The organism is Mesorhizobium sp. M6A.T.Cr.TU.014.01.1.1 (genome assembly GCF_004022765.1).
In the GTDB taxonomy this organism is placed as follows: domain Bacteria; phylum Pseudomonadota; class Alphaproteobacteria; order Rhizobiales; family Rhizobiaceae; genus Mesorhizobium; species Mesorhizobium mediterraneum.
In genome coordinates, this window is the sequence record NZ_RZPG01000002.1 from 193,598 (window position 1) to 218,101 (window position 24,504).

At 62.2% G+C, this 24,504-nt stretch carries 23 protein-coding genes; 15 read left to right on the forward strand and 8 right to left on the reverse strand.

Annotated features, from left to right (window positions below):
* Positions 1-24 precede the first annotated feature (24 nt).
* Positions 25-990 carry a lipoyl synthase gene (lipA, locus tag EN885_RS03435; RefSeq protein ID WP_128241051.1) on the forward strand — a complete coding sequence of 322 codons (966 nt, stop codon included), beginning with the start codon at positions 25-27 and terminating at the stop codon, positions 988-990.
* A 12-nt stretch (positions 991-1,002) separates the two neighbouring features.
* Positions 1,003-1,461 (forward strand): type II toxin-antitoxin system RatA family toxin, encoded by a 459-nt coding sequence (locus tag EN885_RS03440; RefSeq protein WP_126106661.1) that lies wholly within the window; start codon positions 1,003-1,005, stop codon positions 1,459-1,461.
* On the opposite strand, the gene EN885_RS03445 is transcribed toward EN885_RS03440, so the two are convergent.
* Both EN885_RS03445 and EN885_RS03450 read right to left on the reverse strand, forming a co-directional pair.
* On the reverse strand, positions 1,437-1,946 hold the full coding sequence (locus EN885_RS03445; protein WP_126106660.1) for a CinA family protein: 510 nt from the start codon (positions 1,944-1,946) through the stop codon (positions 1,437-1,439). The two genes, EN885_RS03440 and EN885_RS03445, sit on opposite strands and share 25 nt — an antisense overlap.
* Positions 1,943-3,172: a bifunctional 2-C-methyl-D-erythritol 4-phosphate cytidylyltransferase/2-C-methyl-D-erythritol 2,4-cyclodiphosphate synthase gene (locus tag EN885_RS03450; RefSeq protein WP_128241050.1), complete on the reverse strand. Its 1,230-nt coding sequence runs from the start codon at positions 3,170-3,172 to the stop codon at positions 1,943-1,945. The genes EN885_RS03445 and EN885_RS03450 overlap by 4 nt, the downstream gene beginning before the upstream one ends.
* 235 nt (positions 3,173-3,407) lie before the next feature.
* Between EN885_RS03450 and dusB the strand changes: the two genes are divergently transcribed.
* The 8 genes from dusB (at position 3,408) to hflX (ending at position 13,721) form a co-directional block, all read left to right on the forward strand.
* The gene (gene dusB / locus EN885_RS03455) at positions 3,408-4,436 is read left to right on the forward strand and encodes a tRNA dihydrouridine synthase DusB (RefSeq protein WP_095488620.1); all 1,029 of its coding nucleotides are present in this window, start codon (positions 3,408-3,410) and stop codon (positions 4,434-4,436) included.
* A complete protein-coding gene (locus EN885_RS03460) occupies positions 4,433-5,575 on the forward strand; it encodes a nitrogen regulation protein NR(II) (protein ID WP_128241049.1) in 1,143 nt (380 codons plus the stop codon). Before dusB ends, EN885_RS03460 begins: the two co-directional genes overlap by 4 nt.
* Positions 5,572-7,032: a nitrogen regulation protein NR(I) gene (gene ntrC / locus EN885_RS03465; protein ID WP_095488622.1), complete on the forward strand. Its 1,461-nt coding sequence runs from the start codon at positions 5,572-5,574 to the stop codon at positions 7,030-7,032. Before EN885_RS03460 ends, ntrC begins: the two co-directional genes overlap by 4 nt.
* 224 nt (positions 7,033-7,256) lie before the next feature.
* Positions 7,257-9,542: a PAS domain-containing sensor histidine kinase gene (locus EN885_RS03470; RefSeq protein ID WP_164897776.1), complete on the forward strand. Its 2,286-nt coding sequence runs from the start codon at positions 7,257-7,259 to the stop codon at positions 9,540-9,542.
* Positions 9,532-10,893, forward strand: coding sequence for a sigma-54 dependent transcriptional regulator (locus EN885_RS03475; protein ID WP_095488624.1), 1,362 nt, complete (start codon positions 9,532-9,534; stop codon positions 10,891-10,893). The genes EN885_RS03470 and EN885_RS03475 overlap by 11 nt, the downstream gene beginning before the upstream one ends.
* Positions 10,894-11,074: 181 nt before the next feature.
* On the forward strand, positions 11,075-11,938 hold the full coding sequence (locus tag EN885_RS03480) for a D-amino-acid transaminase (RefSeq protein ID WP_128241048.1): 864 nt from the start codon (positions 11,075-11,077) through the stop codon (positions 11,936-11,938).
* Between the two features lie 145 nt (positions 11,939-12,083).
* Positions 12,084-12,329 (forward strand): RNA chaperone Hfq, encoded by a 246-nt coding sequence (gene hfq / locus EN885_RS03485; RefSeq protein WP_006202172.1) that lies wholly within the window; start codon positions 12,084-12,086, stop codon positions 12,327-12,329.
* Complete coding sequence (gene hflX / locus EN885_RS03490) at positions 12,330-13,721, forward strand: GTPase HflX (RefSeq protein ID WP_095488626.1); 1,392 nt, start codon at positions 12,330-12,332, stop codon at positions 13,719-13,721.
* Between the two features lie 6 nt (positions 13,722-13,727).
* Here the strand turns inward: hflX and mazG are convergent, their stop codons facing one another.
* The 3 genes from mazG to opgC form a co-directional block, all read right to left on the reverse strand.
* Positions 13,728-14,552 carry a nucleoside triphosphate pyrophosphohydrolase gene (gene mazG / locus EN885_RS03495; RefSeq protein WP_095488627.1) on the reverse strand — a complete coding sequence of 275 codons (825 nt, stop codon included), beginning with the start codon at positions 14,550-14,552 and terminating at the stop codon, positions 13,728-13,730.
* A gap of 84 nt (positions 14,553-14,636) precedes the next feature.
* A complete protein-coding gene (locus tag EN885_RS03500) occupies positions 14,637-15,821 on the reverse strand; it encodes an amino acid aminotransferase (protein WP_128241047.1) in 1,185 nt (394 codons plus the stop codon).
* Between the two features lie 180 nt (positions 15,822-16,001).
* On the reverse strand, positions 16,002-17,168 hold the full coding sequence (gene opgC / locus EN885_RS03505) for an OpgC domain-containing protein (RefSeq protein ID WP_128241046.1): 1,167 nt from the start codon (positions 17,166-17,168) through the stop codon (positions 16,002-16,004).
* 351 nt (positions 17,169-17,519) lie between these two features.
* Here opgC and EN885_RS03510 point away from each other — a divergent pair, with 351 nt between their 5' ends.
* From EN885_RS03510 to EN885_RS03525, 4 genes are all read left to right on the forward strand, one after another.
* Entirely contained in the window at positions 17,520-18,038 is a 519-nt protein-coding gene (locus tag EN885_RS03510) for a sigma-70 family RNA polymerase sigma factor (RefSeq protein WP_245330029.1), read from the forward strand.
* An 8-nt stretch (positions 18,039-18,046) separates the two neighbouring features.
* On the forward strand, positions 18,047-18,820 hold the full coding sequence (locus EN885_RS03515; RefSeq protein ID WP_128241192.1) for an anti-sigma factor: 774 nt from the start codon (positions 18,047-18,049) through the stop codon (positions 18,818-18,820).
* Positions 18,821-18,841: 21 nt separating this feature from the next.
* Positions 18,842-19,558: a Bax inhibitor-1/YccA family protein gene (locus tag EN885_RS03520; RefSeq protein ID WP_128241045.1), complete on the forward strand. Its 717-nt coding sequence runs from the start codon at positions 18,842-18,844 to the stop codon at positions 19,556-19,558.
* A gap of 125 nt (positions 19,559-19,683) precedes the next feature.
* Positions 19,684-20,247, forward strand: coding sequence for a DUF2076 family protein (locus EN885_RS03525; RefSeq protein ID WP_095488632.1), 564 nt, complete (start codon positions 19,684-19,686; stop codon positions 20,245-20,247).
* 354 nt (positions 20,248-20,601) lie between these two features.
* Here the strand turns inward: EN885_RS03525 and EN885_RS03530 are convergent, their stop codons facing one another.
* The 3 genes from EN885_RS03530 to EN885_RS03540 all read right to left on the reverse strand — a co-directional run bounded on the left by EN885_RS03530 (position 20,602) and on the right by EN885_RS03540 (position 22,860).
* Complete coding sequence (locus EN885_RS03530) at positions 20,602-21,753, reverse strand: acyl-CoA dehydrogenase family protein (RefSeq protein ID WP_128241044.1); 1,152 nt, start codon at positions 21,751-21,753, stop codon at positions 20,602-20,604.
* A gap of 159 nt (positions 21,754-21,912) precedes the next feature.
* Positions 21,913-22,470: an isochorismatase family cysteine hydrolase gene (locus tag EN885_RS03535; RefSeq protein WP_128241043.1), complete on the reverse strand. Its 558-nt coding sequence runs from the start codon at positions 22,468-22,470 to the stop codon at positions 21,913-21,915.
* Between the two features lie 141 nt (positions 22,471-22,611).
* Positions 22,612-22,860, reverse strand: a complete 249-nt coding sequence (locus EN885_RS03540) for a DUF1127 domain-containing protein (RefSeq protein WP_128241042.1) — start codon at positions 22,858-22,860, stop codon at positions 22,612-22,614.
* Between the two features lie 135 nt (positions 22,861-22,995).
* On the opposite strand from EN885_RS03540, the gene EN885_RS03545 reads away from it, so the two are divergent.
* The gene (locus tag EN885_RS03545; RefSeq protein WP_128241041.1) at positions 22,996-24,504 is read left to right on the forward strand and encodes a winged helix-turn-helix domain-containing tetratricopeptide repeat protein; all 1,509 of its coding nucleotides are present in this window, start codon (positions 22,996-22,998) and stop codon (positions 24,502-24,504) included.

The window sequence follows — 24,504 nt, forward strand, 5'->3', positions numbered from 1 at the left end:
GATCGCCAACGAACCGGATTTCAGATGGTCACCGTCCTCGACACGATCGCCAATGCGCCGCGCCTGCGGCATCCTGAAAAGGCGCACAAGCCCGACCAGGACGTGCTGCGCAAGCCCGACTGGATCCGCGTCAAGGCGCCGATGTCGAAAGGCTATGCCGAGACGCGCGAGATCGTGAAGTCGCACAAGCTCGTGACGGTGTGCGAAGAGGCCGGTTGCCCCAATATCGGCGAGTGCTGGGAAAAGAAGCACGCCACCTTCATGATCATGGGCGAGATCTGCACGCGCGCCTGCGCCTTCTGCAACGTGGCTACCGGTATACCGATCGCGCTCGATCCCGATGAGCCGGCCCGCGTCGCCCACGCTGTCAAGCAGATGGGTCTGACCCATGTCGTCATCACCTCCGTCGACCGCGACGATCTCGCCGATGGCGGAGCTCAGCACTTTGCCGAGGTCATCCGCGCCATCAGGGCGGCAACGCCGTCGACGACGATCGAAATCCTGACGCCCGACTTCCTGCGCAAGGAAGGCGCGCTGGAGATCGTGGTGGCGGCGAAGCCCGACGTTTTCAACCATAATCTGGAGACCGTGCCGTCGAACTATCTGACGGTCCGGCCGGGCGCCCGCTATTTCCATTCGATCAGGCTGTTGCAGCGGGTCAAGGAGCTCGATCCGTCGATCTTCACCAAATCCGGCATCATGGTTGGCCTTGGCGAGGAGCGGAACGAGATCCTGCAGCTGATGGACGATCTGCGTTCGGCCAATGTCGACTTCATGACCATCGGCCAGTACCTGCAGCCGTCGAAGAAGCACCATCCGGTTATCCGCTTCGTCACGCCGGAGGAATTCAAGTCCTTCGAGACCATCGGCAAGACCAAGGGCTTCCTGCTGGTGGCGTCAAGCCCGCTGACGCGCTCGTCGCACCATGCCGGCGACGATTTCGCCACGCTGCGCGCGGCGCGCGAAGCGTTTCTCAGAAAGTCCGCCTAACACACTGGTTTCATGCCGCAATTCGAAGCCCATCGTCGCGTTTCCCATACGCCGGAGCAGATGTTTGCTCTGGTTGCCGATGTCGAATCCTATCCACAATTCCTGCCGCTTTGCGAGGCGCTGACGGTTCGCTCGCGCAAGGAACGCAACGGCCGCACACTGCTCATCGCCGACATGAGCATCGGCTACAAGGCGATCCGCGAGACTTTCACCACGCAGGTGCTGCTAAAGCCTGACGAGAACGCCATCGACGTAAAATACATCGACGGTCCGTTCAAATATTTGAGCAATGCCTGGCGTTTCGAGCCGGCCGACGGCGGTTGCAACGTCTGCTTCTTCATCGACTACGAATTCAAGAGCCGTATTCTGGGCGCTGTGATGGGAACGATGTTCGATCGCGCCTTCCGCATGTTCTCCGAGGCGTTCGAGAAGCGCGCCGACGTCATCTATGGGCCAGCGCCAGCAGCCTGATCCGCAGCGAGTGCGCGCAAGCCCAGTTCAAGCGCATGCTTGACCGTCGCCTGGCGGATGAAATTGCGGCCTTTGTCGGTGAACAACTGACATTCGCTGACGACCGGCCGACCAGTCAAGGCGACACCGAACCAGACCAGGCCGACGGGCTTTTCCGTCGAGCCGCCGCCTGGACCGGCAATGCCGGTGACGGCGAGGGTCAGTCCGGCGCGCGAACGGGTCAGGGCGCCCTGCGCCATCTCGATCGCCGTTTCCCGCGAGACCGCGCCATGCGCCTCAAGCGTGGCGGCGGAAACGCCGAGCATCTCCGTCTTGGCCTCGTTGGAATAGGTGATGAAACCCCGGTCGACCACCGTGGAGGAGCCGGCGATGTCGGTCAGAGCGGCGATGATCATGCCGCCGGTGCAGCTCTCGGCCGTCGCCAGCATGATGTCGCGCTGCTGGCAGGCTTGAAGCAGGGCATCTGCGAGATCGTTGTTGCTCATTCGGGGACATCCCCTGGAAACACGACACTGGCGGTCGCGATGGCGGCTATCCCTTCCTCGCGGCCGACAAAGCCGAGCTTTTCGTTGGTTGTCGCCTTGATCGAGACACGGTTCCGGGAAATTCCCAGCATTGCCGAAAGGGTTTCTGTCATTGCTTCGCGATGCGGGCCGACCCGTGGCGACTCGCAGATCAGCGTTATGTCGGCATTTGCGATGCGCCCGCCGCGCGCGCGCACCAGTCTCGCCGCATGTTCGACGAAGATCCGCGAGGCCGCGCCCTTCCACTGCGGATCCGATGGCGGGAAATGCGTGCCGATGTCGCCGGCGCCGCAGGTGGCGAGCAGCGCGTCGGTCAAGGCGTGCAGGCCGACGTCGGCGTCCGAATGGCCGGACAGTTTCTTGTCGTGCGGGATGGAGACGCCGCACAGCATGACATGGTCACCGGGCTCGAACGCATGAACGTCGTAGCCATTGCCGGTGCGGATGTCTGGAAAGCGCGGCCGTTCGCCGGAAAGCCGCTGATCCGCCATCGAAATATCTCTTGCCCAGGTGAGTTTGACATTATCCGGCGAGCCCGGAACGATTTTCACCGGAATATGTGCCCACTCGGCGATCGCGGCATCGTCGGTGAAGTCCGCCTTGCCGAGATGATGGGCCTTTTCGTGGGCGGCCAGGATTGGCCAGAACGGAAAGCCTTGCGGCGTCTGGGCTGCATGAAGCCCGTTCCTGGAAACCGTCTCGCCGATCATGCCGGCGGCCGATTCACGTTTCAGCGTGTCGGCGACTGGTAGGGCAGGCAGCGCTGCCTGGCGCTCGCCGATGGCGGCGATCGTACGATCTATCAATTCCGCGTCGACGAAAGGGCGAACGGCATCATGGACCAGAACCTGGCCCGGCGCATGGCCTCTCAGCGCAAGCAGCCCGAGCCGAACGGAGTCTTGCCTGGACTCGCCACCCGTTACCGTGACGACCCGATCGGCGTTGGCTCCGGCGGCGCTGCGAAAAAGCGCGCTGTCGTCGGCATGGATGGCGACGACGATGGGACCGATTCTCGGATGCGCCAAAAACACGTCCAGTGTGCGCGCGATGACGGCACGGCCACCGATCCTTTGGTATTGCTTTGGCCCGTCGGCCTGACCCGCGCGCGCGCCGCGGCCGGCAGCGACAATAACGACTGCAACTTTGTTGTCCGCCGCCGAGGCTTGCTTTTCGCTTGCATCTGTCATGCCGAGACGCTTAGCGCATGATCCCGAAAAGTGGAATCGCTTTTCGGAAGAGATCATGCGCAGATGCAAAGTGCCCAAGGCGTCCTTCCCAAAGAAGCACGGCGCTTGGGCGCGGTAGGGGCTGAAGGCCGGCATTTTTCCTAAATGCGCCTTAATGCGACGTCATTGCGCGTTGCACTTCGCTATCATTCTGGCTAGAGAATGTGCAGCAATTAAAAATGCTTGGTTTTTGTGCATGCTTGACCTGACCAAATTGGCTTCGCCGCTGGACGTGGGAAGTGTGAGAATCCGCAATCGCGCCTTCCTCGCGCCCATGTCGGGTATATCAGATGAGCCGTTCCGGCAGCGTGCCTATGCGCACGGCGCCGGGTTGGTCGTGTCGGAGATGGTGGCGAGCGGCGAGCTTGCCAAAGGCAGGGCCGGTTGCGGCTTGCGCATCCGTCATTCCGGGCTGCCTGTTCACATGGTGCAGCTTGCCGGCCGTGAGGCGGCGCACATGGCCGAGGGCGCCCGTATAGCCGCGGGCGAGGGCGCCGACATCATCGACATCAACATGGGCTGCCCGGCCAAGAAGGTGACGGGCGGCTATGCCGGTTCGGCGCTGATGCGCGATCTCGATCACGCTTTGTCGCTGATCGAGGCGGTGGTCGGCGCGGTCGAGGTGCCGGTCACGGTCAAGATGCGGCTCGGCTGGGACGAAAGCGCGCTCAACGCGCCGATGCTAGCGCGCCGCGCTGAGCAGGCGGGCGTCAAGATGGTGACAGTGCATGGCCGCACGCGCTGCCAGTTCTACCAGGGCAAGGCCGACTGGCGCGCCATCGCACGCGTAAAGCAGGCTGTGTCGATACCGGTCGTTGCCAATGGCGATGTCGGCTCGCTGGCCGAGGCAGCAATGATCCTCGACCAGTCGGGCGCCGACGCGGTGATGATCGGCCGCGCGCATTATGGCGCGCCGTGGACGGCAGGCAGCATCGCGACAGCCGCGGCAAAGAAGGCAACGCCCGGCGTGCCTGAAAGCCCTGAAGTGTTGGCCGACTATGTCGTTGCCCACTACGAGGACATGCTGACGCTCTACGGCACCGAAAGCGGCGTGCGCCAGGCGCGCAAGCATCTTGGCTGGTATCTCGACCGCCACGCCGCTGGCGTCGCTGATGAGCAGCGAAAGGCCATCCTCACCTCCTTCGAGCCCGTCCGCGTCATTGCCGCGTTGCGCGAGGTGCTTTCACACGCTCCCGAGGCGATGAACCTGCGGGGCGCGGCATGAATGCCACCGTTACACAGAGCACGGATATGGCGGACGCCGCCCACATCGTGCTCAACACCATCCGCCGCCCGGTGATCATGGTCGATGCGGAAGGGTTCATCACCTTCGCCAACGCCGATGCCGAGGATTTCTTCCGCTCGAGCGCGACCATGCTCGCCCGTAACACACTACCCAAGCTCATTCCCTTCGGCAGCCCGTTGCTGACGCTTGTCGACCAGGTGCGCGAGCGCCGGGCACCCGTCAACGAATATCGGGTCGATGTGTCGTCGCCGCGCCTTGGCATTGAGAAAGTTGTCGATCTCTATGTCGCCCCGGTGTCGGAATTTCCGGGTTCCGTCGTGGTGATGTTCCAGGAGCGATCGATGGCCGACAAGATCGATCGGCAGATGACGCATCGCGGCGCGGCACGCTCGGTGACCGGCTTGGCCGCGATGCTTGCCCACGAGATCAAGAACCCGCTATCCGGCATACGGGGTGCTGCCCAGCTGCTCGAACTGTCTGCTTCCGATGAAGATCGCGCGCTGACCCGGCTGATCACCGACGAGACCGACCGCATCGTCTCGCTGGTCGATCGCATGGAGGTGTTTTCCGACGAGCGGCCGATCGACCGCTATCCGGTCAATATTCATGTCGTGCTCGACCATGTGAAGGCGATTGCCAAGAACGGTTTTTCCAAGCGGATCAAGATATTGGAGGATTATGATCCATCATTGCCTCCGGTTTTTGCCAATCGTGATCAGCTCATCCAGGTGTTCCTCAACCTGGTCAAGAATGCTGCCGAGGCCATTGGCGGCGATCCGCAAGGCGAGATCACCCTGTCGACCGCGTTCCGGCCGGGCATACGTGTCTCCGTTCCGGGATCGCAAGGCCGCGTGTCGCTGCCGCTCGAATTCTGCGTGCGCGACAACGGCTCCGGCGTTTCCGAAGATATCCTGCCGATCCTGTTCGATCCCTTCATCACCACCAAGCCGAACGGGTCGGGGCTTGGTCTTGCGCTGGTCGCGAAAATAGTCGGCGAGCATGGCGGCATCATCGAATGCGATTCGACGCCGCGCGGAACCACTTTCCGCATTCTGATGCCAGCCTGGAAAGAAACGCCGTTCGGCACAGACGATGATGGCGAAGGAGACCGCAAATGACGGTTCGCGGCAATATTCTCGTCGCCGACGACGATGCGGCCATCCGCACCGTCCTCAACCAGGCGCTTTCGCGCGTCGGCCATGAGGTGCGCGTGACGTCCAACGCCTCGACGCTGTGGCGCTGGGTGGCGGCGGGCGAGGGCGATCTCGTCATCACCGACGTGGTCATGCCGGACGAGAACGCCTTCGACATGCTGCCGCGCATCAAGAAGGCGCGACCGGAACTGCCCGTCATCGTCATGAGCGCCCAAAATACGTTCATGACCGCGATTCGCGCCTCCGAGACCGGCGCCTACGAATATCTGCCGAAACCGTTCGACCTGACCGAGCTTCTCAACATCGTCAACCGGGCGCTTTCCGAACCCCGACGGCCAAAGATAGATGCGCGGGCGGACGAGCCGCCGGAAACGATGCCGCTGGTCGGCCGTTCGGCCGCCATGCAGGATATCTACCGCATGCTGGCGCGCATGATGCAGACCGACCTGACGGTGATGATTTCAGGCGAATCGGGCACCGGCAAGGAACTGGTGGCACGCGCGCTGCACGAATACGGCCGCCGCCGCGGCGGGCCCTTCGTTGCGATCAACATGGCGGCGATCCCGCGCGACCTGATCGAATCGGAACTGTTCGGGCACGAGAAGGGCGCCTTCACCGGCGCGCAGAACCGCTCCACCGGCCGTTTCGAGCAGGCCGAAGGCGGCACGCTCTTCCTCGACGAGATCGGCGACATGCCGATGGAAGCGCAGACGCGCCTGCTGCGTGTCCTGCAGCAGGGCGAATACACCACGGTCGGCGGCCGCACGCCGATCAAGACCGACGTGCGCATCGTCGCCGCTACCAACAAGGATCTGCGCACGCTGATCAATCAGGGGCTTTTCCGCGAGGATCTCTTCTATCGCCTGAACGTCGTGCCGCTAAGGCTGCCGGCGCTGCGCGAGCGGTCCGAGGACGTTCCGGATCTCGTGCGGCACTTCTTCAAGCTCGGCGCCAGCGAGGGCCTGCAGACCAAGCGCATTTCCACCGGCGGCATCGAGCTGATGAAGCGCTATCCGTGGCCCGGCAACGTGCGCGAGCTCGAAAACCTTGTCCGCAGGCTGGCCGCGCTCTATTCGCAGGATGAGATTTCCGCCGAGATCATCGAGGCGGAACTGAAGACCGGCGAGAGGCCGGTCGTTCCCGGTGGCGGCAACCTCATTCCCGACGACCTGTCCATCGGCCAGGCGGTGGAACATTTCCTGCAGCGGTATTTTGCGTCATTCGCCGGCGATTTGCCGCCTGCCGGCCTCTATCAGCGCATTCTCTCCGAGGTCGAATATCCGCTGGTGCTGGCCTCGATGACGGCAACCCGCGGCAATCAGATCAAGGCTGCGGAACTCCTGGGCCTCAACCGCAACACGCTGCGCAAGAAAATTCGCGAACTCGGCGTCAACGTCTACAAATCGACCAGGCAGGCTTAGAGCGACGTACATTCCACGCGGGCGTACAAACGTTCGCTATAACGCTTTGAGTTTCGCGTCGTGCCTTCCGAAAATCGATCCCGATTTTCGGGCGGATGCGAATAGAGCGACGCCTTTTTCCGGGGGATCGATCGCCGAAACATTTCCGTCCAGGTCACACTTGTTGCATAATCGCCACAATGCGTTGCATACATCCGACGCAATCACTGGCTCTAGACGGCGACATGGCTTCACAGGCACCGACACTGAGCGAACCGCTTTTCAGCGAACCCGGCACAAGGGATGGGCGCCGGCTGCTTGCGCTGCCCGGTGTGGTGGCAGTTGCCGGTGCGCTGGCTACGGCGGCGATCTCCTTCGCCATTCTCGTCGGCGCCACGCCGATCACGCCGGACGAGAGGACGACGCTGGCGCTCATCGCCCTCAATGCGGCGTTCATCCTGTTCCTGATCGCGCTGGTCGGCCGCGAAGTGCATCGCATCGTGATGGCGCGCCGGCGTGGCAAGGCGGCGTCGCGGCTGCATGTGCGGATCGTCGCAATGTTCGCGCTGGTCGCCGCGATTCCCGCCATCATGGTGGCGATCATCGCCTCGATCACACTCGACATCGGCCTTGATCGCTGGTTCGAGATCCGCACCAAGACGATCGTCAATTCGTCGCTGTCGATCGCCGATGCCTATGTGCAGGAGAACGCGCGCAATCTCCAGGGAACGACCCTGTCGATGGCCTACGATCTCGACGCCTCCCGCACGCTCTACGGCCTCGATCGAACCGGTTTCCTCGATCTCATGAACAAGGAAGCCGTCGGACGCTCGCTGGCCCATGCAGCGCTGGTCAAGCCTGACGGCTCATTCGTCATGAGCGCCAAGACCGACGCCGATTTCGCCATGCCGGAGCCGCCGGAAGGCGCCATGAGCAGTGCCGCCGACGGCAGGCCGGTGCTGATCGAACCGAAGACGCGCAACATCATGGGCGCCATCGTCAAGCTGCGCGAGATCGAAGGGCTCTATCTCTACACCATCCGCTTGGTCGATCCCGAGGTGATCAAGGCGCGGCAGATTGTCAGGTCCAACACCGACGAATATCGCGGTCTGGAAGCCAATCGCCGCACGTCGCAGGTGGCCTTCGCACTTCCCTACCTGTCGCTGACGCTTATCATCATTCTGTCCGCCATCTGGACCGGCATTGCCGTGGCTGATCGCCTGGTGCGGCCCATCCGCCAGCTCATCGGCGCGGCCGACGAGGTCGCGACCGGCAATCTCGACGTTGCCGTGCCCGTTCGGCCCTCCGACGGCGACGTCGCCTCGCTCGGCGACACCTTCAACAAGATGCTGCTGGAACTGAAATCGCAGCGTAACGAGATTCTGTCCGCCAAGGACTTGATCGACGAGCGGCGGCGTTTTTCGGAAGCTGTGCTTGCCGGCGTCACCGCCGGCGTCATCGGTGTCGATCCGTATGGCATCGTCACCATCGTCAACCGGTCGGCCGAAACGATGCTGGCCATATCCGCCACCGCCGCACTCGGGCAAAACCTCTCCGCCGTGCTGCCGCATGTCGGCCGAGTCTTCGAGATCGGCCGCAAGTCGGGCAAGCCCGTCCACCGCGAGCAGGTGACCTTCTATCGCGCCGGCACGGAGCGGACCTTCAACGTGCAGATCACGGTCGAGGCCGGCGACGACGGTTCGGAGGAGAAATCCTATGTCGTGACGGTCGACGACATCACCGATCTGGTCCAGGCGCAGCGTTCCTCGGCATGGGCGGATGTGGCGCGGCGCATCGCCCACGAGATCAAGAACCCGCTGACACCGATCCAGCTTTCCGCCGAGCGCATCAAGCGCCGTTACGGCAAAGTCATCACCGAAGACCGCGAGGTTTTCGATCAGTGCACCGACACGATCATCAGGCAGGTGGAGGATATCGGCCGCATGGTCGACGAGTTCTCCGCTTTCGCACGCATGCCCAAGCCCGAAATGAAGGCCCTCGACTTGCGCGAGTCGTTGCGCGAAGCCTCGTTCCTCGTCGAAGTGAGCCGCGCCGATATCACCTTCGAGCGCGTATTCGGCAACGAACCGCTCAAGGGCACTTTCGACAGCCGCCTGATGGCGCAGGCTTTTGGCAATATTATCAAGAACGCAGCCGAGGCGATCGACGGACTTGATCAAAAGGACCGCTCGCACGGCATAATCCGGATTCAAGCCGGGCGCCAGAATGGCGCGATTCGCATTGACGTCATCGACAATGGCAAGGGCTTGCCGCGCGAGAATCGTCAGCGATTGCTCGAGCCTTACATGACGACACGCGAGAAGGGCACGGGGCTTGGCCTCGCTATCGTCAAGAAGATAGTGGAAGACCATGGCGGCTGGCTCGAACTGCATGACGCGCCGGTGGATTTCCACGGCGGGCGAGGCGCGATGATCAGCATCATCCTGCCGCTTGCCGCCACCGTGCCGTCGAGCGGCGAAGGCAGGACGGAACACGAAAGAGAAACTGAAAAGGTCGGTAATGGCGTCTGACATTCTCATCGTCGATGACGAGGAAGACATCCGCGAACTTGTCGCCGGTATCCTGAGCGACGAAGGTCACGAAACCCGCACGGCATTCGATGCCGACAGCGCCCTGGCTGCGATCGCCGACCGGGCGCCGAGGCTGATTTTCCTCGACATCTGGCTGCAAGGCTCACGTCTGGACGGACTGGCGCTGCTGGACGGGATCAAGACAATGCATCCGAGCCTGCCCGTGGTGATGATCTCGGGCCACGGCAACATCGAAACGGCGGTCTCGGCCATACGTCGCGGCGCCTATGACTTCATCGAGAAGCCGTTCAAGGCCGACAGGCTGATCCTTATCGCCGAACGTGCGATTGAAACCTCTAAGCTGAGACGCGAGGTTTCGGATCTCAAGCTGCGCAGCGGCGAAACCTTCGACCTGATCGGCATGTCGTCGGCGATGAGCCAGTTGCGTCAGACCATCGAACGCGTCGCGCCGACCAACAGCCGCGTCATGATCATCGGCCCGTCCGGGTCGGGCAAGGAACTCGCGGCACGCGCCATCCACACACTGTCGGCGCGCAAGGGGGCACCGTTCGTCACGCTGAGCGCTGCCAACATCACGCCCGAACGCATGGAAGTCGAGCTGTTCGGCACCGAATCAAACGGTGTCGAACGCAAGGTCGGCGCGCTTGAGGAAGCCCATCGCGGCATTCTCTACATTGACGAAGTGGCCGACATGCCGCGCGAAACGCAAAACAAGATCCTGCGCGTGCTGGTCGAACAGCAGTTCGAGCGGGTAGGGGGCACCAAGCGGGTCAAGGTCGATGTCCGAATCATATCGTCGACCTCGCAGAACCTGGAGGCGATGATCGCCGACGGCCGTTTCCGGGAGGATCTCTATCACCGCCTGGCGGTGGTTCCGGTGATGGTGCCGGGGCTGGCCGAGCGGCGCGAGGACATCCCCTATCTTGTCGACAATTTCATGAAGCAGATCGCCCGCCAGGCCGGCATCCGGCCGCGGCGCATCGGCGACGACGCGCTGGCCGTGCTGCAGGCGCACAACTGGCCGGGCAACGTCCGCCAGCTGCGCAACAATGTCGAGCGGCTGATGATCCTGGCGCGCGGCGACGATGTCGATGCGCCGATCACCGCAGACCTCTTGCCTGCCGAGATCGGCGACGTCATGCCGCGCACGCCAAACCAATCCGATCAGCACATCATGGCGCTGCCGTTGCGTGAGGCGCGCGAGCAGTTCGAAAAGGATTATCTGATCGCCCAGATCAACCGTTTTGGCGGCAACATCTCGAAAACGGCCGAGTTCATCGGCATGGAGCGCTCGGCGCTTCACCGCAAGCTGAAGTCGCTGGGCGTCTGATAGCCCATCCAATGGTGGCCTACGCAATTATCGGTTACGGCGCCGGCGGAATCGCATAAGAAAGCGCCGCGCGTCTTTTGGCACGCGCAAAGGACGCTGTAGCATTTTGATTTTTGCGCATGACCCGGAAAATCGATTCCGATTTTCGGGGTCATGCGCTGACTTCTCCAGGGGTGACCTCATGCCGCGCATTGCCTATGTGAACGGGCGCTATGTCGCTCACGGCGACGCTTTCGTCCATATCGAGGACCGCGGCTATCAGTTCGCCGATGGAGTCTACGAGGTTTGCGAGGTGGCGCGCGGCTTCATCGTCGATGTGCCTCGCCATCTCGGACGGCTGAACCGCTCGCTGACCGAATTGTCGATCGACTGGCCGGTCACGCGGGGCGTGTTGCCGATTATTTTGCGCGAGGTGGTCCGCCGCAACCATGTCACCGATGGCTTGGTCTATCTTCAGGTGACGCGTGGCGTCGCCAGCCGCGACTTTATTTTCCCGGCGGCGGGCACGAAGCCGTCGCTGGTGGTGACCGCCAGGAAAGCCGACCCCGCTGCTGCCGCGAAGAGGGCCGAAAGCGGAATCAAGGTTATCACCGTGCCGGAGAATCGTTGGGACCGGGTCGATATCAAGTCGGTCGGCCTGTTGCCAAATGTGCTCGCCAAGCAGAAGGCCAAGGAAGCCGGCGCCCAGGAGGCCTGGTTCGTCGATGCCGACGGCACCGTCAAGGAAGGTGGATCGTCGAATGCCTGGATCATCACCAGGGATGGCGTGCTGGTGACGCGTCCGGCCGAGCACGGCATCCTGCGCGGCATCACCCGCACCACGCTGTTCGATGTGGCCGCCAAGCTCGGCCTGAAGATCGAGGAGCGGGGCTTTTCGGTCGCCGAAGCCAAGGCCGCGCGCGAGGTTTTCATCAGCTCCGCGACCACGATCGCCATGCCGATCGTGGCGATCGACGGCGCTCCCGTCGCCAACGGCCATCCGGGCTCGATAACACTTTCCTTGCGGCAAGCCTTTTTTGACGTTGCGGAAAAAAGTCCAGCCTGATAACCGCACAGGTGGAATGAACATCAATATATCTCGTTCTGCTTGTCGTTATTGACGGCAAGATGGTGTTTGCGTGCTTGACACGTGCCGGGTAATTTGGCGCATTGAGTTGCAAACCGAAGGGGATCGGCGAAAGACAAGAACAATGGCGGAACGATCGCAAAATCTTCAGGACCTGTTCCTGAATTCAGTTCGCAAAAGCAAGAACCCACTCACCATCTTTCTCATCAACGGCGTGAAGCTGACCGGTGTGGTCACTTCGTTCGACAATTTCTGTGTTCTGCTGCGTCGAGACGGCCATTCCCAGCTCGTCTACAAGCACGCCATTTCCACGATCATGCCGAGCCAGCCGGTTCAGATGTTCGATGGTGAGGAAAGCCAGGGCGCCTGATTGGCACGTAGGAAAGACGCGGACCGCAGCGTTCGCGAAAAATCAGCATATCAGCCGGGGACGGAAGCCGAAGGCCCGACCCGGGCTGTGGTTATCGTGCCTGTGCTTACCCGCCAGCCGCGCAGCGACGAAGACACGAATCGTCCGCGCTTGACGCGTTCCGCCGAGGCCCGCCACAACGAGGCGGTTGGCCTTGCCCAAGCCATTGACCTCGACCCGATCCATACCGCGGTGGTGACCGTCAACGATCCGCGCCCGGCGACCTTGCTCGGCAGCGGCAAGGTCGCGGAGTTCGCCGAGATCGTCAAACAGGGCCATGCCGAACTGGTCATTGTCGACCATCCGCTGACGCCGGTGCAGCAGCGCAATCTGGAAAAAGAGTTGAACGCCAAAGTGCTGGATCGCACCGGGCTGATCCTGGAGATTTTCGGCGAGCGCGCGCGGACCAAGGAAGGCACGCTGCAGGTTGATCTTGCGCACCTCAACTATCAGAAGGGCCGGCTCGTGCGAAGCTGGACTCACCTCGAGCGCCAGCGCGGCGGCGCTGGCTTTCTCGGCGGCCCTGGCGAAACGCAGATCGAATCGGATCGCCGCGCCCTGCAGGACAAGATCAAGAAGCTGAAGCTCGAGCTGGAAACAGTGCGGCGCACCCGTGACCTGCACCGCGCCAAGCGCAAGAAGGTGCCTTTCCCGGTGGTGGCGATCGTCGGCTACACCAATGCCGGCAAGTCGACGCTGTTCAACAAACTGACCGGAGCAGGGGTGCTGGCCGAGGACATGTTGTTTGCCACGCTCGACCCGACACTGCGTCGGGTGCGGCTGCCGCACGGCACGCCGGTCATCCTTTCGGACACGGTCGGTTTCATTTCGGACCTGCCGACGCATCTGATCGCGGCCTTCCGGGCCACGCTGGAAGAGGTGGTCGAGGCCGATCTCGTCATCCATCTGCGCGATATCTCGGACCCCGACACGGCCGCCCAGGCCGAGGATGTCGAGCGGATCCTTGCCGATCTCGGCGTCGATGCCGGCGACAGCAAGCGCGTCATCGAAGTGTGGAACAAGATTGACCTGCTCGACGAAGGCAACAGGGCTCGGCTTCTTGCCGATGGCGCCGATGGCAACAAGACGCCGCCGATTGCCATATCGGCCGCCACCGGCGAGGGCATCGATGTGCTGAAGGCGATCATTGAGACAAGAGTTTCAGGCGAGCTGGAAACGCTGACCATCACGCTCAAGCCTGAGCAGCTCGGGCTCGTCGACTGGCTCTACCGCAATGGCGACGTCGTCTCGCGCACCGACAATGAAGATGGCGGCGTGACCGTCGCGCTCAAGGCGACGCAAAGCGCGCATGAAGAGATAGAAAGCCGATTGCACCGTAAAAACAACGGATAGTCGCTGTTACTTCGCGCTCTTGGCTTGCTGCCAAAACGCCTCCATCTCGTCGAGCGAGGCCTTTTCCAGCGTGTTTCCGGACGCTTCCAGCGCTTGCTCGACGTAGTGGAACCGCGACCGGAATTTCTCGTTGGTGCCGCTGAGCGCCGCTTCGGAATCGACCTTGAGATGACGCCCGAGATTGACGACGGCAAACAGCATGTCGCCGAACTCGTCCTTGATCGAAGCCGTATCGCCCTTGGCCAAGGCCTCGCGCAACTCGCCGATCTCTTCCTCTATCTTGTCGAGGATCGGCGTGGCCTCGCTCCAGTCGAAGCCGACGCGGGCAGCTTTCTCCTGCAGCTTGAGCGCCCGGGTCAAAGCGGGCAGGGCGACCGGTACGCTGTCCAGAAAACCCTTGCCGTGATCCTCCGGATCGTGCCCGCGGGCGAGGCGGGCGCTGCGTTTCTCAGCCTTCTCCTCGGCCTTGATCTTTTCCCACATACCCTTGGCCATGCCGGCGCTGCGCGCCTTCTCATCGCCGAAGACATGCGGGTGGCGGCGGATCATTTTCGTGGTGATGGCCTGGACCACGTCGCCAAAAGCGAATTCACCAGCCTCCTCGGCCATCTGCGCGTGGTAGACGACCTGCAGCAGAAGGTCGCCGAGCTCGTCGCGCAGATCGTCCAGGTCGCCGCGCGCGATGGCGTCCGCCACCTCGTAGGCTTCCTCGATCGTGTAAGGCGCGATGGTCGAGAAATCCTGCTCGATGTCCCACGGACAGCCGGTTTCCGGGGCCCGCAGCGCCGCCATGATCTCAATCAGCCGGGAAATGTCCTTCGAAGGTTTCATCGGCCGGATGCTAGCCTGCGTCCGACCGCGTAGCCAACGCCGTCGGACGGCGAGGGGCGATTGTCCACAGCGCTGCTCAACGCCTCAGTCGAGCACGGAGACGATCGCCTTGGCGAGCGCGTCCATACCGTCTTCCGGCAGACCGGCGACATTGATGCGGCTGTCACCGACCATATAGACGCCGTGCTCGGCGCGCAGCCGCTCGACCTGCGCTTCGGACAGGCCAAGCCGGGAAAACATGCCGCGATGGCTGGCGACGAAATCGAAGCGATCGGAATTGGACTGCCGCCGCAGCGCTTCGGCGAACTGCACCCGAAGCCGCAGCATGCGCAGGCGCATCTCCTCTAGCTCCGCTTCCCAGTCGGCGCGCAGCGTGGCGTCTTCAAGCACAGTGCACACCGCGGCCGCGCCATGGTCCGGCGGCATCGAGTACATGGCGCGCGCCGCCGACAGCATCTGGCTCATTGCCACATCCGCCTGCGCGCCGTCTTTAGCCAGGATCATCGCCGCGCCGACACGGTCGCGATACACGGCAAAGTTTTTCGAGCAGCTCGAGGCAACGACCATCTCCGGAACTTTTTCAGCCAGCAGGCGCAAGCCGGCGGCGTCTGCGTCCAGGCCTTCGCCAAAGCCCTGATAAGCAATGTCGACAAACGGCAGCAGGCCGCGCTCGACGACAAGGTCGGCTATTTCAGCCCACTGCGCGATGTCCAGATTGGCGCCTGTCGGATTGTGGCAGCAACCATGCAGCAGCACTACGTCGCCGCTCTTGGCGGTCGCCAGCGCGCTCATCATGTCGGCGAAGCGAACAGCACCTGAGGCAGCGTCGAAATAGGGATACTCGCGTATCTGCAAGCCGGCGGCGCGCATCACCGGCATGTGGTTCGGCCATGTCGGGTCCGACAGCCAGATCGTCGCGTCCGATCGCGTCCTCTTGAGCAGCTCAGCCACCAGCCGCAGCGCGCCTGAGCCGCCGGGCGCCTGCGCCGCACGGATGCGTGTAAGCTCGGCCGCAGGGCCAAAGACCAGCCTCGCCATCGCCGTGTTGAAGCCGGTATCGCCGGCAAGGCCGAGATAGGTCTTGGTATCCTGGCTCTGCAGCAATCGCTTCTCGGCTTCGCGCACGGCGCGCATCACCGGCGTCTTGCCATCGCGATCCTTGTAGACGCCGACGCCGAGGTCGACCTTGTCGGGGCGGGGATCGGCGCGATAGAGGCCAATCAAAGCAAGGATCTTGTCGGCTGGGGCAGGCTGAAGATCTTCAAACATCGGCGCGGTTCCGTTGGCGGCGGAGTGATACGCAAATCGGCCGTGCTGCGCCAGCGGTTTTCATTTGCGCCAAGTTGAAAACCGCCAACCGGGACTGGACATAGAAATCCATAGCGTGCCTCGAGGAGAGGCTCGCACCCGGCGAAAGGCCTTGATGGCACGGCGCGTCGCGCCGTTCTATCACGCTGGCTTGAGGGCAGCAGACGGCAAGGCGGCGGCAGGTTGCTGCTTCTTGGCACCCCAACCGATCCGCGGCAACCATTCGAGGTAGTAGGCGAAGCCGAACTGCAGCGCGATGCCTGTCGTGATCAGGATCGTGTCGTAGAGCAGCCCGCCCGGGCTGACGACCTTCATGACCTGCGCAATCATGGCGAGGATCGTTCCGGCGATGAAGACCGGCAGCGAATGCTTGCCGAGAACCGCGAGCGGGTGTCCGGGCCTGGTCCTCGCCAGGTTGGAAAGCGCCGGGAGCGTCACGATCAGATAGGCGATCGCCAGAATGTGCATGAGCCGCGACAGCGACAGGAATGTCTTATCGAAACCGGTCAGCACGGTAGGCAGGCCGGAGGCCGTCTCGATGCCCCACAGCGGCAGCCGCACCCAAATCAGCGCGCCGACCAGATACCCGACGGCCGCGCTCGTCATCATCCAGTTGAAGCGGATTTCGCCGCCGCGCTTGACATGCAGCATGCCGGCGATCCCGATGACAAACAGAAATTGCCAGGAGAGCGGGTTCAGGAACCAGAAGCCGTCGCCGGGAAAATTCGAGGGCGCGATCTGGAAAATGCCGGCGATGAGCCAGAGGACAGCGGACGCAGCAAGCATCAGCCGCAGGCTGAACGTGCCGATCCACAGGAAAAGCGGCATCATCAGAAGCACCACGGCATACATGGAAAGAATGTTGTTGTAGCCGATCTGATGCCCGAGCGCCGCGATGCCGAGCAGCGCTTCCGGCGTGTCCTCGATGATCATCTGGATGTTGATCAGCTTCAAAAGATCGGGCCGCGAGAAATGCAGTGCAGCTGCCGAGAAGATCGCCAGCGTCGCCACGGTGGTCATGACGTGGGTGACATAGAGGACACCCGCGCGCCGCAAGGCCTTCAGGGTGATGAGCAACCGGTTTCCCGGCTGGAACTTCAGTCCGTAGGCGAGCCCGACAGCGATACCAGAAATCAGCACGAAGGCTTCGGCCGAATCGGAAAAGCCGAAATTCTTGTGCGTGAAATACTCGAAGACTGTCCCGGGCACATGGTTGATGAAGATCGTCAGTAGCGCTAGCGCGCGGAAGACATCGATGCGGGTATCCCGCTGGGTTGGCGCATTGCCTGTCGTGTCGGGGCTTGTCATATCGGGTCGATAATTCGTGGAACAAAGCGGCCCAAAGGACCGTCGGCGAAGGGAAGATTCGGCGGTGAATGTTTCCTGCCTATAACTCGCAAGTGCCCCGAAAAAGATGACACCTTCGCGATTTTCCGCGTCACAAATTAATTCACGCGTAAACATCGAAATCCCCGGCGGCGCTAACCGCACAGCGAATTGTGGCGGCTGAGGGGCGGGCCGCTCGGTCGCGGACAAAGAAGCCGCACGCGTGATGGTGAGGCGTTGCACCGGTGATGTCTGACCTTCCCGGATCGCAAAAAATTCAAAGAGCGGGATTAAAAACCTGCCATGCTCCGTAAACGGGACATGAGAGGGTCGATGCCACGCTTCGATATCATAGGACAGCTTGGTTCGCTGCGGCGCTACGCGCGTTCGCTGACGCGCGACAGCGCCGAAGCAGAGGACCTGGTGCATGACGCGCTGGTGCGGGCCTATGAGCGGCGCGGCACCTTCCGATCCGGCGGAAACCTGCGCGCATGGCTGCTGTCGATCGTCCACAACGCTTTCATTGACGGCTTGCGGTCCCGCAAGTCTGAAGCGGCGCGCGTCGAGCAGGCCGGGTATCTTGCCGACGCCAGTATGCAGGCTCCCCAGGAGCATTCCGTCCGCTTGGCGCAGGTGCGCGAAGCCTTTTTCAAATTGCCGGAAGAGCAGCGCTCGGCGCTGCATCTCGTCGCCATCGAGGGACTTACCTACAGCCAGGCGGCCGAGGCCAGCGGCGTGCCGTTGGGAACGCTGATGTCGCGCATCGGCCGGGCGCGGGCGGCGCTCCGTGAGATGGAGGACAAATTGCCGGCGCGTGTGAAAAGCCACCTCAGGATCGTGGGAGGCCCGTGATGTCTGCGATGAACGAACTGCGCGACCCGGTGACCGATGCCGATCTCGACGCCTATGTCGACGACCAGCTGGACGTTGCCCGCCGCATCGAGGTCGAGGCATTTCTTTCCGCCCGTCCGGAGGCCGCCGCTCGCGTGATGTCCGACCTCAGGACGCGCGACGAACTGCGCGTGGCACTTGCCGGATCCAAGGGCATGGCGCGGCCGGTAACGGCCGACGCGGCGCGGCGGCTGGAACGCGGGCTGGCCCGGGGTCGCGTGTTAGGCACGTTGCGCCGGGCTGCGGCAGTCGCAGTCCTGCTGACCGCGGGCTGGTTGGCGAACGGCATCGTCGGGCCGATATCGGTGACGAAGGTCGTCGCCTCGACACAGCCGCCCGCCTATCTGGAGGAGGCGATCCGGGCACATGGGACGACAATCATGCGCGAGGCCATGTCATCCCAGCCTGAAGCGCCTGACTACGATGCGGACGAAATCCGCGCCGCCACGGCGATCGTCATGCCGTCGCTGCCAAAGGACTGGAAGGTTCGTGACGTCCAGATTTATCCGTCGCGGTTCGGCCCGAGCGTCGAGATGGCTGTCGAAACAAGGGACCTGGGACTGGTCTCGCTCTTCGCGATCAGGCCCGGAACGTTCGACGTGGTCAAGCCGACCGCCGCCCCCTCTGGCGAAATTTCCTCGGCCTATTTCCAGATCGGCGAAGTCGCCTACGCGGTCGTCGCCCGAAGCGGTATCCGCGATCTCGATCGCACCGCCGAGACGCTCGCCAAAACGCTTTACTGACCCTCACCAAGGAGAACTCGCATGAATACCCCCAATCTAGGATACCGCACGGGCGTCGGAGCCCAAACCGGGGCCGTCTTCGACGAAGGCCTGCGCAAGCACATGCTGCGCGTCTACAACTACATGGGAGTCGGCCTCGTCGTTACGGGCGTGATCGCCTTCATGGTGGCGTCTACGCCAGCCCTCTACGTCCCGATATTTTCCACTCCGCTGAAGTGGGTGGTGATGTTGGCGCCGCTCGCCTTCGTGCTGCTGTTCTCGTTCAAGATGCAGACGATGTCGGCGGCCGGCGCCCAGGCGATGTTTTGGGCATTCTGTGCGGTCATGGGCCTGTCTCTGGCCTCCGTGTTCCTAGTCTTCACCGGCACGAGCATCGCGCGCACCTTCTTCATCGCCGCCACCATGTTCGGCGCCACCAGCCTTTACGGCTACACGACCAAACGTGACCTGACCCAGTTCTCGTCCTTCCTGATCATGGGCCTGATCGGCGTGGTGATTGCCAGCATCGTCAACGTCTTTCTCGGCTCGACTGCGCTCCAGTTCGCCATTTCGGTGATCGGCATCGCCGTCTTCATCGGTCTCACCGCCTGGGATACGCAGACGATCAAGGAGCAGTTTGCGGAGAATTTTGGTGCGGAATCGCAGCAGAAGCTAGCCGTCTTCGGTGCATTCTCGCTCTATCTGAACTTCATCAACATCTTCCAGTTGCTGCTGAACTTCACCGGCGAGCGCGAATAGCTGCGTCAAATCAAATGCATGTCGCGGCAGCGGTTTTGAAGCAGCGACATGCATAAATAGGGACGTAGAGCGCGCCGCGAGAATGTCCTGGACGCGGCGCGCGCAAATGACCGGAGTTGCTTCCCATGAACAGGAACGACCAGCAGGCGATTGGCAATCTTTTTGAGAAACTTGCGAATGTCGAGCGACAGACGCCGCCGCGCGATGCCGAAGCGGAACGCTTCATCAACGATCAGATTGCCCGACAGCCTGGCGCGCCATACTACATGGCGCAAACAATCGTCGTGCAAGAGCAGGCCCTGAACGCGGCACAGTCGCGCATCGAGGAACTGGAACAACAGGCACAGCAATCTGCCGGCGGCGGATTGCTTGGCGGCCTCTTCGGAGGCAGCGGCGCCAGGCGCTCGGGTTCGGTGCCGCGGGTCGGGCGCACCGCTGCCGCTGCACCGGAGCAGCCGCTTTCTGGCAATGATCGGCAGGGGGCAGGCGGCGGTTTCCTCGCCGGAGCCGCACAGACTGCGATGGGTGTGGCGGGCGGCGTGCTTCTCGGCAACGCGATCGCAGGCATGTTTGGCGAAAGCGGCGAAGCGCAGGCAGCCGAACCGCCGGCACCACAGCCAGAGCAAGCCGACCAAGCAGACGATGCCGGCTCCGATGGCGGTGGTGATTTCGGCGATATTGAATTCTGACCATGCGCGGTGCGGGTGGGTCCGGCCTCGGACCACACGATATATGCCAATGGCTCGTCGGCCGTTGGCAGCCGCCTGCTGGCGGTCTCATGGACGGCTCTGTGGGAAACTATGACGCTGCTCGGCTTGGTCGATCGCACGAGTTCGGGTTCTTTCACGCGGGACAATCACCTGATCGCGCATCGACCTCAGTTGGAAGCGCCGGGGAGGGTAGAAGGCATCGCAATCGAGAAAAGGTCAGGCTGATACGAGCCTATCGCTCGTGGCTGCATCGCGCGAAGGTGGAGAGTGCTGGTAGGACACTGGGCATTCATGGTGGGCCTGCGATCCAGCCGACGAAGCAAGCCGCTGTGATCACTGTGTCTTCGATGTGCCCAGGGCGAACTCTGCCAACCTGAGGAGCTGCACGTCAGAAGTGCCCGCCGGCGCGAAGATGTGGTGCGCATCCCGCAACAACCTTTCGATGGGCCGGTCGGCGAACAATCCACAAGCGGCATGCACCTCCATGGCGTTGCGGGCCGAATCCAAGGCGTGCTCCACGTTGATCAGCTTGGCATTTATCAGTTCAGCGTCACAAGGCAGGGCACGGTCCAGCATATGCACGGCGTGATAGGCGGCGAGCCGGGCGGTCATCAGCCGCGACTGCATCTGGCCGAGTTTCTGCTTGATGGTGGGAAGTTCGCAAAGAGGGCTGCCGTAACGGTGCTGCTGCGCGGCAAATGCCACGGTCTCCTCGACAAGCGCGTGGTGGATTCCGAGCGCGACGGCGGTCAGGTTGGGCCTTCCGTAGAGGATGCTAGAAGAATAGGCCACAGCCAGGCCGTCGCCCTCCTTGCCGAGCAGGTTTTCAGCGGGGACCCGGCAGTTGTCGAAGACAAGTTCCCCAAAACCGAAGCCGTGCAGGCCCATCGCTGGCTTCAGTGCAGCGCGTGAGAAGCCGGGGCGATCCGCCTCTACGAGGAACGCGGACAGACCCTTCGAGCCGCCTCCGGTTCGGACGATCACCCCATGCAGATCGCCGACATGGCTATTGCCGACATACGTCTTGTGGCCGTTGAGGATATAGGCGTCCCCGTCGCGCTCGGCGTTCGATGCCATGCCGAGCACGTGGCTGCCGGACTCGTGTTCGGTTACGGCAATGGTCGGCAGACATTCCCCCTTGGCTATGGCCGGAAGCCATTTCCGCTTCTGGGCTTCGTTGCCGAAATGGAGAATTTTCGCGACGCCTAGCTGCGAGGCCCGCACCATCGCTCCCATGGCACCGCTGACGCGCGAGATCTCCTCGACGACGATGGTCTTGGCCAGATGCCCGAGACCCAAGCCGCCAAATTCTTTGCCGATGGTGATGCCGATCCAGCCCTGGCGGGCGATCAGCCTAGATAGGTCATGGTCTACAGACCGCGAGGCTTCCATGGCAGGTATACGGGGCCGGATCTCGGCCTCCGCAAAGGCCCGTGCCCGATCCCGAATCTGATCGTGGCGCTCGGTAGCGAAGTAACTGTCCATCCGATCCTCCTGACTTCCGGAGCGCGATGATCGGAGCAGCGGACTACCGGACAATTTCACGGGGAGGGGAATTCGGTTACATCCGAAACAGGGAAGCTACCGTCCGTGACTCGAGACATGACCGTCTGGTGGCAAGTTGCGGTGCCTTTCAGACGTTCACTAGGTCGCACTGAGAGCTTCAACGATCTCTGAAACAGTCGCTATTTTGGCGATCTTGCCGTTCATGTAATCCAGGGAGACGCGCGCGTGCTCTGCGTCGTAGGAGCCGATGCATTCCTCGGCCAAGACCACTCGGAAATCTCGTTGATAGGCGTCCACCGCAGTCACACGGATACAGGCGTGTGTATTGACGCCGCATAAAACCAGTTCACCGGCGCCAAATTCAGCCAGTAGCTCGTCAAGTCCCGTCTTGAAGAACGCGCTGTAGCGCTTCTTGACTATCGTCGCATCGCTTGGCTGCCAATCGAGCTCAGCGTGAAGCAGGGCACCTCTCGTGCCCTGAATTGTAACGGCGATGCGTTTGTCGCGCATCTCAAGAAATGCGTCGCTGAGATCCGAACGGAACTCCTGCCGCACCCAGATCACCGGGAGCTGTAAACTCCTGAAAGCGGCCACCAGCCGGTTGGTATTCTGAACCAGTCGATCGGCTTTATCTGCTTCCCACAGGTCGAGATACTCATTCTGCAGGTCGATGATAAGGAGGCAGCGTTTGGTCATCGTCGAGCTATATGAAGCGCTGAATGCAGATTTGTGACGAGGCCGTATCTCCTAGCGAGCTGTCAAAGCGATTTAGAGACGCGCCGGCGAACCACTGCGGCACGCGGAAACTGGCAATCCGGTGTCTTTGCAGCATTCGCCTTATCGTTGCCAGAAGGGCAGCTTGGCGATCTCTTCCTCGACCTGCTGTCTCGTCAGACCGATATCGTCGATCAAATGGGGATTGGCCTTCGACATTTGCTTAAGTTCCCAGCGAAAGCGTGTCCGCTCGCGCCAGGTCGCGATAATGCTTCGCAGGGTCGTCAGGTGCCGACGCGACACTTCCGCCGGCCTCACGGGCGTTTCCGGCCGCGCTGCCTGATGCGGCGCCGATGCAAGGGTATCGTTCATGGCAACCTCCATATGGTTTGAGGGTCCGGGACCCTCGACCTGAAAGAGGTTGAATTCTGCAGGATACAAACAGCGCCGTAATTAAGCTCTCCCAAATAGTTCTCAAAACTTCCAAATCGGCTATAGATGCGCTGTATGCAAGGATCGCGCTTTGCCTTTGGTCCGTTCGTGCTTGATCCAGGTGCGGGAACACTCCTTCGGAACGACGTCCCCGTTGCCGTTGGCTACCGCGGGCTGAAGCTGCTTGCGGCGCTCGTCGGACGGCCCGGCGAAATCCTTGAGAAGGCCGAGTTGATGGACGCAGCGTGGCCAGGCACTGCCGTCGAGGAAGGCAACCTCACCGTCCAGATAGCGCAGCTGCGGAAGCTGCTTGGTCCGGCCACCGACGGCGGTGAATGGATCTCCACGGTTCCGCGCGTCGGCTACCGGTTCACGGGGGGCATCGAACAGCTCGGTGGCGCGAAGCGAAAACCTTTGCCGCTGCCCGGCAAACCATCGATAGCCGTGCTGCCCTTCGTTAACATCAGCAACGATCCCGAGCAGGAATCCTTCGCGGATGGGTTGACCGAAGACCTGATCACCGACCTGTCCAGGGTCTCCGGCCTGTTCGTCATCGCACGCAACTCGGTCTTTGCCTACAAAGGAAAGGCGACGGACGTGCGCGATATCGCACAGGACCTTGGCGTGCGCTACCTGCTGGAGGGTAGCGCAAGACACGCCGCGGGGCGGGTGCGTGTCAACGCACAGCTGGTCGACGCGGTGAGTGGCGATCATATGTGGGCGGAACGCTTCGATCGCAGCCTAGAAGACGTCTTTGCCGTTCAGGACGAGGTCACCGGCAAGATCGTGGAGGCGTTACTCGGCCGGCTGCGTGCACCGCCGCCGCGCAATCGACCCAAAAATCTCGAGGCTTACGATCTGTGCGTGCGGGCGCGCAAGCTGATGGATGATTCGCCGCAGACGGCGCAGGAAGCGCATCTGATGCTCACCCGCGCGATTTCGCTCGATCCGGAATATGCCGAGGCCTATCGCTGGCTTGCCATGAATCACTGGATGGGATGGGTGCATTCTGGCGGACCAACCGAAACATCCCGTAGCGTTGCTTTGGAACTGGCGCGCAAAGCGGTGGCGATCGACCCCAACGATGCCGGCTGCCGCTGGGTTTTGGCTTACCTGCTTGCCTATGAGCGCGGCTTCGCCGAGGCCGAAGCGGAATTCGCCAAGGCGATCGAGCTCGACCCGAACGAGGCCGATGCCTGGGCGGCATTATCCGACATCGCGGTCTTGGCCGGGCGGGTCGAGGAGGGGCTTGAGCACATTCGCAAGGCGTTCCGGCTGAACCCGTTTCCGGCAAGTTGGTACTATCTGACGCTCGGCCAGGCGCAATATGCGGCGCGCGAGTACGAAGCCGCTGTCGACACACTGCGCAGGGATGAGACCTATCGTACAAGCTCACGCCGTTTCCTGGCGGCAAGCCTTGCCCAACTCGGCCGACTCGACGAGGCGCGCGCAGAGGTCGAGCTGTTTCTCGTCGGCAACCCGCATTTCACAACCCGCCACTGGGCCACGACGGAGCCGTTCCGGGACGCTGCGACGCTTGAGCATTTCGTTGAAGGTTACCGCAAGGCCGGTCTTCCGGAGTGA